Raw genomic sequence first — 17,788 nt, 5'->3', positions numbered from 1 at the left:
TATGCTTTTTGCCTTGATGGCCCATGACAAAGACGGTGCACTGGATGTCCGCATGGAAAACCGGCCTGCCCATCTGGACTACCTCGACGGTACTGGCGTGGTGAAACAAGCGGGGCCATTTTTGGATGCGAAGGGCAATCCTTGCGGGTCGCTGATCGTGTTGGACGTGGCCGATATAGGCGCAGCGCAGGCATGGGCCGACAATGATCCCTATGCAAAGGCGGGCCTTTTTCATGATGTGCAGATCAAGGCGTGGAAACAGGTGATCGGGGCATGAGGTACTGGTTGTTCAAATCCGAACCCTCGACCTGGAGCTGGGACCAGCAGGTCGCCAAGGGCGATGAAGGCGAAGAATGGGATGGCGTGCGCAATTACCAGGCCCGCAATTTCATGCGCGAGATGAAGGTTGGTGATCGCGGCTTTTTCTACCACTCGCAGACAGAAAAGGCGGTGGTCGGTATCGTTGAGGTGATTGCAGAGGCGCACCCGGACAGCACCATTGATGACCCGCGCTGGGAATGCGTGGACATCAAGGCCATTGGCCCTGTGCAAACGCCTGTGACCCTTGAAATGGTCAAAGCTGACCCACGTCTGGCCGAGATGGCGCTGGTCCGCAGCTCGCGCCTGTCTGTGCAGCCGGTGACGGATGCGGAGTGGTCTGTGGTCTGCGAGATGGCGGGCGTCGACACCTAAACGCTTTGGAATTTTCCCATCCTCTGGCAGGCTGGCGGCACAGATAGCCGAAAGCGGAGGGCAAGATGGGATTTTTGGCAGTTTTGGTGGCGGGTATCGCCGGGTTCATGTTTGGGGCGATTTGGTACACGGTGTTGGCCAAGCCGTGGATGGCGGCGTCTGGTGTCGCGCTGAACGAGGCTGGTGATGCACCGGCAAATCAGAAAGACCCCCTACCCTATATCACCAGTGTTGTTGGCGCGATCCTAGTGGCCGGGATGATGCGCCACGCATTTGTGCTGAGCGGGATCAACAGCTTTGGTGAGGGGCTCGTTTCTGGATTCGGTATCGGCCTGTTTCTGGTCACACCGTGGATCGCCACGTTCTATGCTTTTGGCGCGCGGCCATTTCGGTTGACTCTGATCGACGGCGGCTATGCCACCTTTGGGTGCACCGTAATCGCCGCTGTTTTGTCGTTGTTCTAAGAAAAAAGGGTTCTGACCCGAAGTGGCCAGAACCCTTCTTCACCCCGGCGGACACTCCCAAGAGCCACCACAAGTAAACTGAATATCGGGTCTGACCTTCTGGTCGGATGTCTCAATAATTAGCAGAGTGGACGGCCAATCTCAAATCCATAGTACGTGACATTCGATCCAAAAAAGAAACACCCGCTTAACGCGGGTGTCATTTTGATAAACGCGATGCGTGCGGCGTTAACCGTAAACGGACTCTTTGCCAAAGTGCTTGGTCAGCATGTAGTAGACAACCGCGCGGTATTTGTTCCGTTCGGATTTGCCATATGTCTCGATGACAGAGGCGATCGCCTCGTCCAGCTTGGGACCATCGGCAAGGCCCAGCTTCTTGATCAAAAAGTTGTTCTTCACTGTTTCCAGCTCATCTGGCTGGCTAGCCGCGACGGTGGATGCGTCGGCATTATAGATCGATGGGCCGCAGCCAATTGTGACTTTCGTCAGCAGATCCATGTCCGGCGTCATGCCACATTTATTCTTCAGATCGTCTGCATATTGCGCGATCAACTCGTCCCTTTTGCCCATATCTTGTCTCCCACCAGTTGGACTTGGTCACCATTTGTGACCTTGGACGGGAGGTTAGTGCAGCAAGGGTGCCAAAACAAAGGAAAAAGTTCATATGTTTTTCCCCGTCAAAAGATCGCCGATGTATGAATCAGTGGCGATTGATCTTGATCTCGGGTTTGCTGGTGGATGAGGTTTCCGAATTGGTGCTTCCGTCATCATTTCCGGTGCCGCCCATGTCATCGAAAGAGAATGTGAATCCTCGTACATAGAATGACCGCGGTTTTGTCATGGATGTGGTGCGTTCGACCCATTCCGGGGAAAAGGCGGTGGCCCATACATTGGGATAGGCATGGACCAGGTTGTGCATGCACGTCAAAGCGATCCAGATACCTGCTGTTTTGGCGGCCAGGTGTTCCTTGGCCGTCAGATGCAGGGCGGACCGCAAGACAAAGGCAATTGCGAGGGCTAGCCCCCCATCCATGATCATTGTCAGGTCAGCATCAGCGTTTGGGTCCGGTGCGCCGTTTGCGTGGAACATCGCGTAGCGGGACAGCACCACGGTAAAGATGCCAACAACCAACGCGCCGACGATGGATCCTGGATAGACAAGGTTGCGCGCCCAATCCGGTACGCGACCACGCGCAGCTTTGGCCGAAGCGCTCTGGCGCGCCTCGTGTTCTGCGTGGGTTTCGTTCAGACGGGCAAGTCGCGCCGCAAATACGTCATGTCCCTGTGCCATGAAAAGCCTCTAGTCAAATCAATGGCTTCTATCCTGACGCGAATTGGCGGCAGAAATGGGGCAGGTTAACGAAACAAGAATGGCGCGGTCAGCGGACTGATAGGATTTCGTCCAGCGGCTTCTTGATCTTGGCGACAGCAGGCACCGTGGCGTCATCGGCGGCATGACCGACCGCGATGATCATCGTGGCCTTTTCGCTGTCGGGCCGGTCCAGCAGATCGCCCAGGAATTTCATTGGGTTCGGTGTGTGGGTCAACGTTACCAGTCCCGCCGTGTGTAGGGCCGTCAGCAGCATGCCAGTCGCAATGCCGACGCTTTCAGGGACGTAGTAATTCTTGTACCGTGTGCCGTCATCAAAGGTGCCGTAGCGCTGGGCAAAGACCACAATCAGCCACGGCGCATCCTCAAGATGCGGCTTATCTGCATTGGTGCCAATGGGTTCCAACGCCTTGATCCATTCGTCGCTGGCACCACCATCGTAGAACTTGCGTTCTTCTTCTTCTGCCGCCTCGCGGATCTGACGCTTGATGGCCGGATCGCTGATAGCCACGAAATGCCAGGGTTGGTGATTGGCACCCGACGGTGCCGTGCCTGCTGCCGCAACACAAGCCTCGATCACCTTTTGGGACACCGGTCGCTTGGAATAGTCCCGGACAGTGTGGCGCTGGGCCAAGAAGTCGCGAAAGGTTTTGACCCGCTCCAGCATCTCGGCATCATCCAGTTCCTGCCTGTCGGGCAAGGGCACTTGGCGATATTCGAGCTTTTCCTTGGAAAACATCAGAAATCCAGGTTCTCGACGCTTAAAGCGTTTTTTTGGATGAACTCGCGGCGGGGTTCGACCACATCACCCATCAGTTTGGTGAACAGGTCGTCAGCTTCTGCCATATCCTCGACCCGCACCTGCAAGAGCGTGCGCGCGTCCGGATCCAGCGTGGTTTCCCAAAGCTGATCGGGGTTCATCTCACCCAGACCCTTGTAGCGTTGTAGGGACAAGCCGCGTTCGCCTTCGTCTAGAATAGCGTTCAGCAGGTCCATCGGACCCATGATGGATTGCACGCGGTCCTTGCGGATCAGTGTGGCCGGAGTGCCATAAACATCCTGCAGCCCTTGGGTAAATGACCCGGTCCTGCGTGATTCACCTGACCTTAGCATCGGACCATCCAACGTGCGCACTTCTTCCACGCCGCGCAGGATACGCGCCAGCCGTACGCCCTTGTCCTGTGTAATCCGACCCTGCCAGCCACGCTCCCACTCAAGCGCAATCAGGTTCAGCCGCTCAGCCACCTTGTCAGCAACGCCTTGCAGGTCAGCATCAACCGCACCGGGGACAAACGCACCTGCAATAGCCGCCTGTTCCAGAATGTGGCGCGGGTAGTGTGTGGGAAAGGCTTGCAGCACGCGCTTAAGCTGCCGCGCATCCTCGACCACGCGGACAAGGTCCTGGCCCATAATCTCTTCGCCATTGCCTTGCCGCAACATCGCACCATCGATGCCCTGTTCGACCAGGTAATCGTCCAGCGCGACCTGATCCTTCAGATACACCTCGGATTTGCCACGGGCGACTTTGTACAACGGTGGCTGCGCGATGTAGAGGTAGCCGCCCTCGATCAGCTCGGGCATCTGCCGGTAGAAGAAGGTCAGCAGCAGCGTCCGGATGTGTGCACCGTCCACGTCAGCATCGGTCATGATGACAATCTTGTGGTAGCGCAGCTTCGAGATGTCGAATTCGTCCCGGCCGATGCCAGTGCCGAGGGCCATAACCAAATTGCCAATCTCTTGGCTCGACAGCATCCGATCAAAGCGGGCGCGTTCGACGTTCAGAATTTTCCCGCGCAACGGCAGCACGGCCTGCGTAAGTCGGTCACGTCCTGTCTGGGCCGAACCGCCCGCGCTGTCACCCTCGACCAGAAACACTTCGGTCTTGCTTGGGTCCTTTTCCGAACAATCCTTCAGCTTGCCGGCAAGGTAGTTCACGTCCATCGCCGTCTTGCGGCGGGTTAGCTCGCGCGCCTTGCGGGCCGCTTCGCGGGCCAGGGCGGCTTCTATGATCTTGCCGACGATGATCTTGGCCTCGTTCGGGTTCTCTTCGAACCACTCGGCCAGCTTTTCGTTCACCAAACCTTCGACCGCCGGGCGCACTTCGGACGACACGAGCTTGTCTTTCGTCTGGGATGAGAATTTCGGGTCAGGCACTTTCACCGACAGCACGCAGGTCAGCCCCTCGCGGGCGTCATCGCCAGTGAAGTTCACCTTCTCTTTCTTGGCGATGCCGCTGGACTGCGCATAGTTGTTGATCGTCCGTGTCAGAGCGCCACGAAAGCCCGCCATATGCGTGCCGCCATCGCGTTGCGGGATGTTGTTGGTGAACGGCAGCACGTTCTCGTGGTAGCTGTCGTTCCACCACATCGCGACTTCGACGCCGATGTCGTCCTTTTCACCGTTAATGAAAATCGGTTCGGGCATGACGGAGGATTTGGACCGGTCCAGATACTTCACGAACTCTCGTACGCCGCCCTCGTAGAACAATTCGGACCGCAGGTTTTCCAAAGGCCGTTCATCAACCAGAATGATCCGCACGCCCGAGTTCAGGAAGGCCAGTTCGCGCAAGCGCTTTTCCAGCGTGTCGAATGAATAGTCGAGGTTCGAAAACGTGTCGGTCGAGGCAAGGAAGCGCACTTCAGTCCCGGTACGCCCGCCCGCGTCACCGACCACCTTCAGATGCTCGACCGTATCGCCATGCGCAAAGCGTGCAACGTGCTCTTTGCCGTCGCGCCAGATCCGCAGATCCAGCTCGACCGACAGGGCGTTCACAACCGAAACGCCGACCCCGTGCAGACCGCCTGACACTTTGTACGAGTTGCTGTCAAACTTCCCGCCCGCGTGCAGCTGGGTCATGATGACCTCGGCCGCAGACACGCCTTCTTCCTCGTGAATCCCCACCGGAATCCCGCGCCCATTGTCGCTGACAGACACGCTGGAATCCGCGTGAATTGTCACCGTAACGGCGTCCGCATGACCGGCCAAAGCCTCGTCAATGCCGTTGTCAACAACCTCGTACACCATGTGGTGCAGACCACTGCCGTCATCGGTGTCACCGATATACATGCCCGGACGCTTCCGTACCGCCTCCAAGCCTTTGAGAACTTTGATAGAATCCGCGCCGTATTCTTCGGGGGTTTGCTCGTTATCTGCCATTTATGGGCCCCTTGAGTGGTTGCGCTAAATATACGGTTTTTCAGGGGGGATGTCACGCAAGTGACACAAGATTTTGCGTTTCAGGTCAGGGGGATGATCAGGCCCACACAGATCAGCAAAGCACCGGCAATCAGGTTCATCCGGCGCAGGGCGTGGGGCGAGGAAACCATGCGCCGTGCGCGGTCGATGAACAGGGCCACGGCGAGGTTCCCAAGCAGCGGCACGATCATCGACAGGACCACGATGGTCACCACGTCCCACGCTGTCAGCCGCGTCAGATCAAAGAACCCTGGCAACATGCCCATGTAGAACAGAACAGCCTTCGGATTGCCCAAGATCACCGCTAGCCCGGCCAGAAACCCAGCCCAAATACCGGGGCGTGTGAGGCGATTGTCAGTTCCGATGCTCTTGTCCGCTGAGCGTATCACGAGCGCGCCCATCAGTAGAAAAATCCCCGCAGCAACCCACTTCAAGACACCCAGAAAGCCGCCATAGATCGACAGGATCCAGGTGATCCCGAAGATGGCCAGAAGCGACCACAACACATCGCCGACCACGACACCCAGCGCCAAAGGCCACGCCGCCTGAAACCCGCCCGACAAGCTGCGCGCGATCAGTCCGACCCAGACGGGCCCAGGCGTCAGGAACAACACGGCCAGTGCGCCTGCATAGAGCGCGAGGTCCCAAGCGCTCAGTGTCACGGCCTGCTCACCGTGCTGACGCTATCCGCTTCGGTCACTTCGACATATTGCGCCCGCTCACTCAGACTGTCGAACAACTCTGTCTCGGTCCCGGTCATCCACGCTTGCGCGCCTAGCGCACAAATCTCGTCATAAAGCGCGGCGCGCCGGTTCGCGTCCAGATGCGCGGCGACCTCGTCCAGCAGCAACAGAGGTGGTGCGCCAAAGTCCTGTGCCAGCGCACGTGCATTGGCGAGGATCAAAGAGACGAGCAACGCCTTCTGCTCACCGGTCGAACAATCTTTGGCAGGCACGTTCTTGGCGGCATAAATTCCATATAAATCAGCACGATGCGGCCCAAGCAGTGTCCGACCCGCTGCCAGATCGCGATTGCGTCCATCCGCCAAAACGGTGCGCACATCCTCGACGGTTTCGGGCATCCCCAGTTCACCCGGTTGCAAGGTCAAATCCGCCGCAGGAAATGCTGTCTGTGCACCGCGTTGTGCGTCTGCCAGCGCATCCAGCGCGCGCAATCGGTTGGCATGAATGGCGGTGCCCGTTTCAGCCATACGCTGTTCCAGCGCCGCATACCAATGCGGATCACGCACCATGTCCTTGAGCAGGCGATTCCGCTCGCGCATGGCCTTTTCGTACTCCAACGACACCTGCGCATGATCGGGGATGAAAGACAGGGTCATCCGATCCAGAAACCGCCGCCGTCCCTCAGCCCCTTCTATCCAAAGCCGGTCCATGGAGGGGATCAGCCACAGCACGCGGGCAATCCGGCCCAAAGCGGTCTGCGGGGCAGCCTTGCCATCAATCTTCACCTGCCGTGCGGCCCCACCTTCGGACCAAGTCTCGACCTCATGCACCTGCTGCAAGGAATGCAGAACTCCGGACAGCTTCCAGCCAAGGGCCTCGGGCCGCCGGGTCATATCCTCTGCCGAAGATCGACGCAGGCCCCGACCCGGTGAAAACAGCGAGACGGCCTCAAGAATATTGGTCTTGCCCGCCCCATTCGGCCCAAAAATAGCGACAGGTCGGGCATCCAACTCCAGCCGGGCCAGCTTGTGCGACCGAAAATGGGAAAGGGTCAAAGATGAGACAAAAAGGGAGGCAGCCACTAGTATCTCTACCTTCGCCTCATCGACACTGGGCCGTGGCTTGAAGTTCGCCAGATGGCCCAATGGCCCCTTACGGGGTCTTGAAAACGGATGCTATGCAGAGCCGCCACGATCTCTACATGGGGAATCACAACAGCTTTGTCAAATGCTGCATACCTAAACCGTGTAAAATGCAAGCCTGAATTTTTCTAAATTCTGTAGCTTCCAATCGCGCGGTTTGATACATTCGTCGGCCATTTTCATCCTTTCCGAGCCGCAATAGCTCCACCCTGTGAAATCCGACAGCGTATATCATATCGCCCTTTAGCCATCTCTCTTGATTACCCCAGGGTTTTGGAAGCTCAAATGCAGGGTCCACTTTACAGTGATAGGCCATGACCGGATTTGGCTTGGACGTGCTAAGCGGGACAACAGTACACAGCCCCGGACGGGCTTCAATCGCCTTTGATACGACCACGCAAAGCCGAGGTTTCACCATTTCTGGAACCTTAAAGGCCGCATCAAACTTGACGCGCACGATTGTTCCCGGTTTTGGATGGTACTTTATCGGCACGAATTCTTAGACGCGCATCGGCATGACGACATAGACTGCCGATTGATCCGTACCTTCCCGCATCAAAGTCGGATCACCCGAGGAGTTGAACATGAAGACCGCGTTCTCGCGATCTACCTGAGACGCAATCTCAAGCAAGTACTTCGCGTTGAACCCGATCTCGAGCCGCTCGTCACCATAGGCTACGGCCAACTCTTCCTCCGCAGCCCCGCTGTCAGGGGCATTCACGGACAGAACCAGCCGGTCCTCATCCAGTTGCAGCTTCACCGCACGCGAGCGTTCGGATGATACGGTCGCCACACGGTCCACAGCCTTTGCAAAATCCGAGGCATCCACTTCCATCTTGCGGGTGTTGCCCACGGGAATGACGCGCGTGTAGTCCGGGAAAGTGCCGTCGATCACCTTCGATGTCAGTGTGATGTCGGGCGTGGCAAAGCGTACTTTGGTTTCCGACACTGACACGGCGATTTTCATGTCGTCATCGTCCAGCAGCTTGCGCAGCTCACCCACGGTCTTGCGCGGGACGATCACGCCGGGCATGTCAGCCGCCCCGTCAGGCAATTCGCTGTCAATGCGGGCCAGACGGTGGCCGTCGGTGGCCACGCAGCGCAGGGCTTTGCCGTCATCGCCATCCGCGATGTGCATGTAGACCCCGTTTAGGTAGTACCGCGTCTCTTCGGTCGAGATTGCAAATTTCGATTTGTCGAACAGGCGGCGCAGCTTTGGCGCGTCGACCGAGAAGTTCGAGGCGTATTCAGACGACGCCATGACCGGAAAATCTTCCTTGGGCAGGGTCGCGAGGGAAAAGTTCGAGCGTCCGGCTTCGACCGTCAAGCGGCCAGCGGCGGTATCAGCGGTCAAGGTGACAAGTGCCCCATCGGGCAGTTTGCGCACGATCTCGTGCAGGGTCGTCGCGGCTACCGTCGTGGCACCGGCGCGTTCCACTTGGGCGGGGGCCTTGTCGACCACCTCGATATCCAGATCGGTCGCGCGGAACGTCACATCAGACCCTTCGACTTCGATCAGCACGTTGGCAAGGATCGGAATGGTGTTGCGACGCTCGACCACGGATTGGGCCTGGCTCACCGCTTTCAGCAGCACACCGCGTTCGACACTGATCTTCATGGTCCGTCTCCCCACCTTGGCACCGGGACGGGCAGACTAGCCCAACCGCTGCACTTCACAAGCACTTTATTGCTTGTCGGGTGCCTGCGCGGCGGCGTCAAGGCACGGCGCCCGCGAAAACGAAAAAGGGCGCCCCCAAAGGACGCCCTGTGATTCAAATGCGGCAGCTTTATGCCTCGAGCGACCGGCGCAGCAGCTCCAGATCCTCGGCAATCTGACCATCCGACTGCTTCAGCTCTTCGATACGGCGCACACCATGCATGACAGTGGTGTGGTCGCGTCCGCCGAAGCGGCGGCCAATCTCGGGCAGGCTGCGGGATGTCATGTGCTTGGCCAGATACATCGCCACCTGACGTGGGCGGGCATAGGCGCGCAGGCGCTTGGGGCCAATCATGTCGGACAGGCGAATGTTGTAGTGCTCGGACACTTTGCGCTGGATCTCCTCGACAGTGATCTTGCGCTCGGATGCGCGCAGCACGTCCGCCAGACAATCCTGCGTCAGGTCCATATCGATCTTGCGCCCAACAAGGGATGCAAAGGCAAACAAACGCGTCAGCGCACCTTCGAGAACGCGCACGTTGGTCGAGATGCGGTGGGCCAGGAACTCGAGCACACCATCCTCAACCTTGAGGTCCGGATAGGTGGCCATCTGCTGTTCGACTTTCGACTGCAGGATGCCAAGACGCAGTTCGTAGTCGGTCGGGTGCAGGTCAACGACCAGCCCGCATTGCAGGCGGGACTTCACGCGCTCTTCCAAGTCCTTGATCTCACCCGGGGCGCGGTCAGCGCTGATGATGATCTGCTTGTTCTGGTCTACCAGTGCATTGAAGGTGTGAAAGAACTCTTCCTGTGTGCTGTCCTTGCCCGCGATGAATTGGACATCGTCCACCATCAGCACGTCGACAGAACGGAACATTTCCTTGAAGTCCATCATCTTGCGATCGCGCAATGCCTGCACAAAACGATACATGAATTGTTCGGCAGACAGGTACAGAACATTCAGGTCCGGACGGCGGGTTTGAAGCTCCCACGCGATGGCGTGCATCAGGTGGGTCTTACCAAGGCCGACGCCACCGTACAGAAACAGCGGGTTGAAGGTGACAGGGCCACCTTCCGCAACGCGCTTGGCGGCGGCATGGGCCAATTCGTTCGGTTTGCCGACAACGAAGCTGTCAAAGGTAAAGCGCTTGTCGAGCGGCGCAGCGGACAATGCAGAGCGGGCTGATCTCCCGGCGGCTGACATCACAGGTTCAGCCGCGGGTGTATCGACGGCTGACGGGCGGTTTTGCGAGTTGGCCGCCACGGCAAAGCTCAGGCGGCGGATGCTGTCATCCTCTGATTTCAGCTCGTGTAGAATGAGGTCCGAGAAATTCTGGCTGACGTAGTTCCCCATAAAGTTCGTGGGTACGTCAAATATCGCCATGCCATCTTGCAGATCCCTGAACTGCAGTGGCTCGATCCATGTTGTGTAGTTGTTCTGGCCTACCGTCTTGAGCAGCCGTTGTCTCAGCTGTCCCCATTTTTCTTGTGTCATGCGCTAACAACCATCCCTTCTGCCATTTCAAACCCCCGACGATCATTGGCTCGCCGGATCAGCCCGTCCCAAGTCTCAAGGCAATCAAAACACTGCCACTGCCAACGGCGTAGCTTTGATCCATTCGGATATTTACAGATTTGGCACATGCCGTTCCCGTGTTAGCCGGGTTTTCCGCACGTGCCGTCCGCACACCAAATATTTTTGACAGGTCGGGCAATGGCAAAGGCCACGCACCAAATCGGTTCAGACCACATGTGCCATCCCCTACCCAGACACCTCATGCGTACCGTGCACGTTGATCTCTGGCCTGTCCCCCCAAGGCGGTCTATCGACTCGCCTGAGGTTGGTAGCAAGTTCGTGAGCGCGCCGTCCACAGAACTTAAAACTTGACTCAGGGATTCTGAAAAAAGAATCTGTGCGACCCTTGTTTTCATAGGAAAAACAAAAAAAGCGCCGCAAAAATGCGACGCTTTGTGTCTTCTCGCTACGGGGGAATTATCCCAGCGCTTTGACCCGTGCAGACAAGCGCGACATTTTCCGCGACGCAGTATTCTTGTGGTACACACCCTTGGTGACGCCACGCATCAACTCGGGCTGTGCGACTTTAAGGGCTGCAGATGCCGCGTCTTTGTCACCCGAGGCAATCGCCTCTTCGACCTGGCGCAGATATGTGCGAATGCGCGAACGACGCGCCTTGTTCACTTGGAAGCGTTTTTCGTTTTGACGGGCCCGCTTCTTGGCCTGAGGCGAATTTGCCATTTTATCTCGTCCCAATCTATTGGTGCGGTAGTTTCAGAAGCCGCGCAGATAGGCCGTTTGCAAACCAGAGTCAACGGCCCGTCCAGTACACTTGCTTTGAATCAAGAAAACGCTGTCGCGATGTGCTATGGTCCACCATAGCGAGAATCTGACGGAGGACGACATGACACAACCCTTGGCCACTTCTCAGTATGCGCATGCCCTGTATCGCGCCCATGGTGACAAGGCCGAAGCCGAGGTTGCGCAACGCGAACGGATTGCAATCGAAGCCGGGAAAATGAACGAGGCGCAAGACTGGCGCAAAGTCCGTGCATCGCTTCGCCTGATCAGGGGCGCCAACCAAAAATAACGTGCACCATGAAACGACAGCCCGTGCAGGATGATGTAACCGCATCCTGCACGGAACTTACCGGTCGCGGAATTGCGCTTCGCGTTTTTCAAGGAACGCGGTCATGCCTTCCTTCTGGTCCTCGGTGGCAAAGAGCGAATGGAACACGCGGCGTTCGAACAGCAGCCCCTCGCGCAGCGGTGTCTCGAACGACCGGTTCACCGCTTCCTTTACGGCCATAACGGAAATCATCGACTTCTCGGCGATCTTCTCGGCCGCGCTCATCGCTTCGTCCATCAGCTTCTTGGCTGGAACCACACGGCTGACCAGTCCGGACCGTTCGGCTTCTTCCGCGTCCATGAAGCGGCCTGTCAGGCTCATGTCCATCGCCTTGGCCTTGCCCACAGCACGGGTCAGGCGCTGCGTGCCGCCGATGCCTGCCATGACGCCCAGGTTGATCTCGGGCTGGCCGAACTTGGCAGTGTCGGACGCAATGATGAAATCGCACATCATCGCCAGCTCGCAGCCACCGCCCAGCGCATAGCCGCTGACGGCAGCAATCATAGGCTTGCGCACGCGCACAATGGCGTCGGTTTCGGGGCCAAACAGATCCTCGGTGAACACTTCGGTATAAGATTTGTCCTTCATCATCGCGATGTCGGCCCCGGCGGCGAATGCCTTTTCCGACCCGGTGATGACGATGCAGCGCACCTTGTCATTGGCCTGGCAACCGCCCAGCGCGTCGGCCAGTTCCGACAGCAGTTGATCATTCAGGGCATTCAGCGCATCGGGACGGTTCAGGGTGACCTTCGCGATGTGGTTTTCTACTTCGACGATGATCGTCTCATAGGCCATGGGTCTGCCTTTGGTTTGTTGTGTTTCAGTTGGTAACGCTTATCACGGGCGGGGGCCGTTTCAAGCTAAGATTGGCACGACCTGCAGTAGAAAGACGACCGCCCTGACTGCACAATGCGCGTCACCTCGTGGGAACACCCCGGGGTGCGGCAAGGTTCTCCCTCGCGCCCATAAACATCAAACCGATGCTGAAAATACCCAAGCTCTCCATCGGCTTGACGGAAATCGCGCAGGGATGAACCGCCGGCCTCGATCGCTTCGGCCAGCACGTCACGGATGATCGGGACAAGGGCGGCCACACGCGGTTTTGCAATCCCCCCGGCCTTGCGTGCGGGCGAGATGCCCGCCCGGTACAACGCCTCGCAGACATAGATGTTGCCCAATCCCGCGACGATTCTCTGATCCAGAAGTGCTGATTTCACGGGCGTGTTTTTGCCCTCAAAGGCGGCGATCAGATGATCCTCGTTGAACGCATTACCCAGCGGTTCCGGCCCTAAGACAGCCAGCAGCTTGTGCTGATCTGCAGTGGCTGTGTCCAAAAGGTCCATCGCCCCGAAGCGTCGCGGATCGTTGAAGGTGATGCGTGCACCATTGTCCATATGCAGTACCACATGGTCGTGTTTCTCGGGTGCCGGATGTTCATGCACAAACACGCCCAATGGATCACCGGAAACCAGCATCCGCCCCGACATCCCCAGATGGATCAGCAGCGTCTCACCGCTGCCCAGATCGGCCAAAATATATTTCGACCGCCGCCTCAGCCCCAACACACGGCACCCGGTCAATCGCTCTGCCATCTTCTCAGGAAACGGCCACCGCAGATCAGGCCGATTCACATCCGCCCGCGCGACAACGGCCCCTTCCATCGTCGGGGCCAATCCCCGGCGAACAGTCTCAACTTCCGGCAGTTCGGGCATATTCGGCTTTCTTTCGTCGGGCAGCGATCAGGATGTGTTTCTGACCTTCGCAGAAGTCTGAGATAGGCATTTCATGCCCATCACGAAACATCAAACTCGCAGTGTATGGGCCTGAGACGGTCATGATATCTGCAAGGTTGCTCCATGCACGTTTGTGCTGGCGCAACCCACCAAAACCAACAGCCGCAATCGTTTCATCATCCCAGCGTACATGCGCTCGCAGGCCCACAAGGAAGAGATAGCCTCCGCATATGCCGATCGAAAAGGAAGCACTTGCTCGAAGCAAAGTTAGTTCTGCGTACCAAACCAGAAAAAGAGCGGTGGCACTCACGAAGCACAGCACGCCGCCGGCAAAAATGACGATACGTGCGCCCCAGCCCAGACGGCTCAACTTGGACCCATCAGAGAGCGTGCGTGGAGTGTCCCGCCCTTGATCCAAAAGGGCGTAAAGGAAGTTTGTAAACGCCCCAACCGTGAACAGTATCATTGGTAGTGCAATCCAAATGGGTGTGTTCGATCCATTCCACCAAAAGACTGGCGCAGAAATCGATAATATTCCGAGCAATAGCCAGATCGACCGTTTAAGCGACATCTCCTGCTCCTGCGTCAAAAGGGCTACGTTGTGTATGCCCAGAAGCGGCCTATAACAAGGCCTGACAAAACAGAAAGACGCCTCTTCCCATGACCGATGACAAAACCACGCATTTCGGGTTTGAAACCGTTCCCGAGGGGGAAAAGGCCGGGCGTGTGCAGGGGGTCTTCAACTCGGTCGCCAGCAAATACGACATTATGAACGACATGATGAGCGTCGGCATCCACCGCATCTGGAAAGAGGCGATGGTGGACTGGCTGGTCCCGCGCCCAGGTCAAAAGCTGCTTGATGTGGCGGGCGGCACTGGCGACATCTCGTTCAAGTTTCTCAAACGTGCCGGTTACGGTCACGCAACCGTGCTGGACCTGACCGAACCCATGCTGGTCGAAGGCCGCAAGCGGGCCGAGGCGGACAAGATGGCCGACAGTCTTGATTGGGTGGTGGGCGACGCGATGGCCCTGCCGTTCGAGGACAACACGTTCGACGTCTATACGATCAGCTTCGGCATTCGGAACGTGACCCGCCCGCAGGATGCATTGGCCGAGGCCTATCGCGTCCTGAAACCCGGCGGTCGCCTGATGGTGCTGGAGTTCAGCCAGCTGCCGAATGAAGGGATGCAGAAGCTCTATGACCTCTACAGTTTCAACGTGATCCCGCGCATGGGCCAGATGATCGCGAATGACCGCGACAGCTACCAGTACCTTGTCGAATCCATCCGTAAGTTCCCGGATCAGGACACGTTCCTGTCCATGATAAGAGATGCCGGTTTCGAGAACGCCAAGTACCGCAATCTGACGATGGGCGTCGCCTGCCTACACTCCGGGTGGAAAATCTGATGATTTTTCAATATCTTGTGGTTAAAGATGCGTTAAGCGCAAGTGTCCCCGCGGGGACAAACCCATGAGGGGCCCGCATAATATTATCCGCCTGATCCGTACGGGTGCGACCCTTGAACGGGCTGGGGCCATGAACGTGGTGCTTGATGCCTTCGAAGCTCCTCCCGTCCTGCGCTTCGTCGCCAAGGCCATGGCCAAGCCCTTCCGCTGGTTGGGCTACAAGGGCGATCCGTCGATGCCCCCGGCCATCCGCGCTCTGACGGCGCTGGGCCCGGCCTACATTAAGTTCGGCCAGATCCTGTCGACCCGACCTGACGTGGTGGGTGACGAACTGGCTGTTCAATTGCGTGTTCTGCAAGACAAGCTTCCCCCCTTCGCGGCCACTGATGCCAAGGCCGAGGTCGAGCGCGAGCTGGGAGTGTCGACTGACAAGCTGTTCTCAGAATTCAGCGAACCGGTTGCCGCAGCCTCCATCGCGCAGGTCCACAAGGCCAAGCTGGCGGACGAGGATAGGTTCGTCGCGGTCAAGGTCCTGCGCCCCGGCATCGAAAAAGCGTTCCAGAAGGACATCGACGCCTTCTATTTCGCGGCCAAGATTGTCGAACTGTTTGCTCCCGGGGCACGTCGCCTCAAGCCGATGGATGTGATCGCGCATTTCGACGGTGTTGTGCAGGGCGAACTGGACCTGCGCCTCGAATCCTCGGCTGCCGGTGAATTCGCGGCCAATACCGAAAAGGATGAAGGGTTCACACTGCCCAAGATCCGATGGGAGTATTCGGGTCGCCGGGTGATGACGCTCGAATGGGCGGATGGTGTCCCCATGGGTGACAATGAAGCCATCGATGCTGCAGGGCACAACCGCGTCGACCTCAGCGAACGGGTCCTGAAGCTGTTTCTGCTGCACGCCCTGCGCGACGGTTATTTCCACGCCGACATGCACCAGGGCAACCTCAAGGTTGCGCCCAATGGCGATATCATCGCCTATGATTTCGGGATCATGGGGCACATTGATGAATACACCCGCCGGGTCTATGCCCAGATCCTTTTTGGTTTCATCCGCAAGGACTACAAGCGCGTGGCAGAGGTACACTTCGAAGCCGGTTATGTGCCTGCCGACAAGGATGTCGATGAATTCGCCCGCGCCCTGCGCGCGGTGGGCGAGCCGATCTTTGGTATGGACGCATCCAAAATCTCGATGGGCCGTTTGCTGGCCTACCTGTTCGAAGTGACCGAGCGCTTCGGTATGGAAACTCGGACCGAACTTATTTTGCTGCAACGCACCATGGTGGTGGTCGAAGGGGTCGCGCGGTCGCTCAATCCCAACATGAACATCTGGCAAGTCGCGTCACCGGTCGTGACGGACTACATTCAGAAATCCATCGGCCCTCGTGCAGTGGTCAATGATCTCTACAACACGGCGCGCGTTCTGACCCGGTTCGGGCCGCGCTTGCCACGCCTCGTCGAACAGGCGCTCATCGCGCAGTCAAATCCGACCCCGGCAAAACGCCGTGGTTTCTGGCGCTGGATCACCGTGGCGCTTGTCGGTGGCCTGCTGTTGGGCGGTGGCCTGACCCTGCTGGTCGAAGCACTGATCTGATCTTCTTCTGGCTGAAAATACCTCGGGGGTCTGGGGGTTGGCCCCCAGTCCGCCATTGCCTCAGACAATCCGTTCAATCGCCAATGCAATCCCTTGGCCGCCGCCAATGCACATGGTGATCAGCGCTTTGGACCCGCCAATCCGCTCCAGCTCATACAAAGCTTTCACAGTGATGATCGCGCCGGTCGCACCCACCGGGTGACCCAAAGCAATCGCCCCACCGTTGGGGTTCACGCGGGCGGGATCAAAGCCGAGATCGTTGGAGACGGCCAAGGCCTGTGCGGCAAACGCCTCATTTGATTCGATGACATCGAAGTCACTAGCGGACAAGCCGGTGCGCTCCAGCAGGTTGCGCACGGCCGGGATGGGGCCGATGCCCATGACTTCGGGCCGCACACCTGCATGGGCATAGCCCAGCACGCGTGCTTTGGGTTTCAAGCCTGCCTTCTCGGCGGCGTCGGCGGTCGCCAGCACCACGGCGCCCGCGCCGTCATTGATGCCGGAGGCGTTGCCCGCAGTGACCGACCCGTCTTTCTGGAACACCGGGCGCAGACCGGCCAGCGCGTCCATGCTGGTCGCTTTGGGATGTTCGTCGACTTCAAAAGCAACGGTGTCCCGCTTTATCTTCACTTCGACCGGCGTGATCTGGCTGGCAAAGCGGCCATCCGCGATGGCGGCTGCCGCACGCTCCTGGCTTTGCATGGCAAAGCTATCCTGATCGTCACGAGAGATACCGTGTTCCGCTGCCACGTTCTCGGCCGTCACGCCCATATGCCCAGTGCCAAAGGGGCAATTCAGTGCACCCAGCATCATGTCGAGCGTTTTCACGTCCCCCATCTTGGCGCCCCAACGCTGGCTGGGGATGATGAAGGGCGAGCGCGACATATTCTCGGCCCCGCCCGCAAGGCCAAAGTCGGCATCGCCCAGCATTAGAGACTGAATCACCGACACAATGGCCTGAACACCTGACCCGCAGAGACGGTTCACATTCATGGCCGGGGTCGTGTCGGGCACGCCTGCTTGCATGGCTGCGACGCGGCTCAGGTACATGTCCCGTGGTTCGGTGTTGATCACATGACCAAAGGCGACATGGCCGATCTGTCCGCCCTCGACTCCCGACCGTTCAAGTGCCGCCTTTGCGGCCACGGTGCCAAGGTCAATGGGTGTGGTGCCTGCAAGCGATCCGCCAAAGGTGCCGATGGCTGTGCGTGCGCCGTCCAGAAGTACGATGTCTTGGGTCAT

20 protein-coding genes are annotated in these 17,788 nt (G+C 58.2%); 6 read left to right on the top strand and 14 right to left on the bottom strand.

Features of this window, described 5'->3' with window-relative positions; all coding sequences use genetic code 11:
• Nucleotide 1: 1 nt before the first annotated feature.
• From Q1A75_RS01905 to Q1A75_RS01895, 3 genes are all read left to right on the top strand, one after another.
• Nucleotides 2-277, top strand: coding sequence for a YciI family protein (locus tag Q1A75_RS01905; protein ID WP_299547831.1), 276 nt, complete (start codon nt 2-4; stop codon nt 275-277).
• On the top strand, nt 274-693 hold the full coding sequence (locus tag Q1A75_RS01900) for an EVE domain-containing protein (RefSeq protein WP_299547828.1): 420 nt from the start codon (nt 274-276) through the stop codon (nt 691-693). The genes Q1A75_RS01905 and Q1A75_RS01900 overlap by 4 nt, the downstream gene beginning before the upstream one ends.
• Nucleotides 694-758: 65 nt before the next feature.
• The gene (locus Q1A75_RS01895; protein ID WP_299547825.1) at nt 759-1,157 is read left to right on the top strand and encodes a DUF1761 domain-containing protein; all 399 of its coding nucleotides are present in this window, start codon (nt 759-761) and stop codon (nt 1,155-1,157) included.
• Between the two features lie 228 nt (nt 1,158-1,385).
• On the opposite strand, the gene Q1A75_RS01890 is transcribed toward Q1A75_RS01895, so the two are convergent.
• The 10 genes from Q1A75_RS01890 to rpsT form a co-directional block, all read right to left on the bottom strand.
• The gene (locus Q1A75_RS01890; protein WP_299547822.1) at nt 1,386-1,727 is read right to left on the bottom strand and encodes a DUF2853 family protein; all 342 of its coding nucleotides are present in this window, start codon (nt 1,725-1,727) and stop codon (nt 1,386-1,388) included.
• 130 nt (nt 1,728-1,857) lie between these two features.
• Nucleotides 1,858-2,448 carry a hypothetical protein gene (locus Q1A75_RS01885; protein ID WP_299547819.1) on the bottom strand — a complete coding sequence of 197 codons (591 nt, stop codon included), beginning with the start codon at nt 2,446-2,448 and terminating at the stop codon, nt 1,858-1,860.
• A gap of 88 nt (nt 2,449-2,536) precedes the next feature.
• On the bottom strand, nt 2,537-3,226 hold the full coding sequence (locus Q1A75_RS01880) for a nitroreductase family protein (RefSeq protein WP_299547816.1): 690 nt from the start codon (nt 3,224-3,226) through the stop codon (nt 2,537-2,539).
• A complete protein-coding gene (gene gyrB, locus Q1A75_RS01875) occupies nt 3,226-5,643 on the bottom strand; it encodes a DNA topoisomerase (ATP-hydrolyzing) subunit B (protein WP_299547813.1) in 2,418 nt (805 codons plus the stop codon). The genes Q1A75_RS01880 and gyrB overlap by 1 nt, the downstream gene beginning before the upstream one ends.
• Before the next feature lie 80 nt (nt 5,644-5,723).
• A complete protein-coding gene (locus Q1A75_RS01870) occupies nt 5,724-6,344 on the bottom strand; it encodes a LysE family translocator (protein ID WP_299547810.1) in 621 nt (206 codons plus the stop codon).
• Nucleotides 6,341-7,447 (bottom strand): DNA replication/repair protein RecF, encoded by a 1,107-nt coding sequence (gene recF, locus Q1A75_RS01865; RefSeq protein WP_299547807.1) that lies wholly within the window; start codon nt 7,445-7,447, stop codon nt 6,341-6,343. The genes Q1A75_RS01870 and recF overlap by 4 nt, the downstream gene beginning before the upstream one ends.
• A 127-nt stretch (nt 7,448-7,574) precedes the next feature.
• Nucleotides 7,575-8,000 carry a type II toxin-antitoxin system PemK/MazF family toxin gene (locus Q1A75_RS01860; RefSeq protein ID WP_299547804.1) on the bottom strand — a complete coding sequence of 142 codons (426 nt, stop codon included), beginning with the start codon at nt 7,998-8,000 and terminating at the stop codon, nt 7,575-7,577.
• Nucleotides 8,001-8,006: 6 nt separating this feature from the next.
• Nucleotides 8,007-9,125 carry a DNA polymerase III subunit beta gene (gene dnaN / locus Q1A75_RS01855; protein ID WP_299547801.1) on the bottom strand — a complete coding sequence of 373 codons (1,119 nt, stop codon included), beginning with the start codon at nt 9,123-9,125 and terminating at the stop codon, nt 8,007-8,009.
• Nucleotides 9,126-9,294: 169 nt separating this feature from the next.
• Complete coding sequence (gene dnaA / locus Q1A75_RS01850) at nt 9,295-10,659, bottom strand: chromosomal replication initiator protein DnaA (RefSeq protein WP_299547798.1); 1,365 nt, start codon at nt 10,657-10,659, stop codon at nt 9,295-9,297.
• 498 nt (nt 10,660-11,157) lie between these two features.
• Complete coding sequence (gene rpsT / locus Q1A75_RS01845; protein ID WP_299203452.1) at nt 11,158-11,421, bottom strand: 30S ribosomal protein S20; 264 nt, start codon at nt 11,419-11,421, stop codon at nt 11,158-11,160.
• A 163-nt stretch (nt 11,422-11,584) separates the two neighbouring features.
• Here rpsT and Q1A75_RS01840 point away from each other — a divergent pair, with 163 nt between their 5' ends.
• Nucleotides 11,585-11,770, top strand: a complete 186-nt coding sequence (locus tag Q1A75_RS01840; protein ID WP_299547794.1) for a hypothetical protein — start codon at nt 11,585-11,587, stop codon at nt 11,768-11,770.
• 57 nt (nt 11,771-11,827) lie between these two features.
• Here the strand turns inward: Q1A75_RS01840 and Q1A75_RS01835 are convergent, their stop codons facing one another.
• The 3 genes from Q1A75_RS01835 to Q1A75_RS01825 all read right to left on the bottom strand — a co-directional run bounded on the left by Q1A75_RS01835 (nt 11,828) and on the right by Q1A75_RS01825 (nt 14,131).
• Nucleotides 11,828-12,604 carry an enoyl-CoA hydratase gene (locus Q1A75_RS01835; RefSeq protein ID WP_299547791.1) on the bottom strand — a complete coding sequence of 259 codons (777 nt, stop codon included), beginning with the start codon at nt 12,602-12,604 and terminating at the stop codon, nt 11,828-11,830.
• Between the two features lie 65 nt (nt 12,605-12,669).
• Nucleotides 12,670-13,521: a bifunctional DNA-formamidopyrimidine glycosylase/DNA-(apurinic or apyrimidinic site) lyase gene (gene mutM / locus Q1A75_RS01830; RefSeq protein WP_299547788.1), complete on the bottom strand. Its 852-nt coding sequence runs from the start codon at nt 13,519-13,521 to the stop codon at nt 12,670-12,672.
• Nucleotides 13,499-14,131: a hypothetical protein gene (locus Q1A75_RS01825; protein WP_299591806.1), complete on the bottom strand. Its 633-nt coding sequence runs from the start codon at nt 14,129-14,131 to the stop codon at nt 13,499-13,501. Before Q1A75_RS01825 ends, mutM begins: the two co-directional genes overlap by 23 nt.
• A 71-nt stretch (nt 14,132-14,202) precedes the next feature.
• Between Q1A75_RS01825 and ubiE the strand changes: the two genes are divergently transcribed.
• Together ubiE and ubiB are read left to right on the top strand one after the other, a co-directional pair.
• Entirely contained in the window at nt 14,203-14,949 is a 747-nt protein-coding gene (gene ubiE, locus Q1A75_RS01820; RefSeq protein WP_299547782.1) for a bifunctional demethylmenaquinone methyltransferase/2-methoxy-6-polyprenyl-1,4-benzoquinol methylase UbiE, read from the top strand.
• Between the two features lie 64 nt (nt 14,950-15,013).
• The gene (gene ubiB / locus Q1A75_RS01815) at nt 15,014-16,546 is read left to right on the top strand and encodes a 2-polyprenylphenol 6-hydroxylase (protein ID WP_299547779.1); all 1,533 of its coding nucleotides are present in this window, start codon (nt 15,014-15,016) and stop codon (nt 16,544-16,546) included.
• Nucleotides 16,547-16,606: 60 nt separating this feature from the next.
• Here the strand turns inward: ubiB and Q1A75_RS01810 are convergent, their stop codons facing one another.
• The gene (locus Q1A75_RS01810; protein WP_299547776.1) at nt 16,607-17,788 is read right to left on the bottom strand and encodes an acetyl-CoA C-acyltransferase family protein; all 1,182 of its coding nucleotides are present in this window, start codon (nt 17,786-17,788) and stop codon (nt 16,607-16,609) included.

Source organism: uncultured Tateyamaria sp., assembly GCF_947504105.1.
Taxonomy (GTDB): Bacteria; Pseudomonadota; Alphaproteobacteria; order Rhodobacterales; family Rhodobacteraceae; genus Tateyamaria.
Note: the sequence above shows the minus strand (reverse complement) of the source record. Positions and strands in the feature narration are given on the sequence as shown.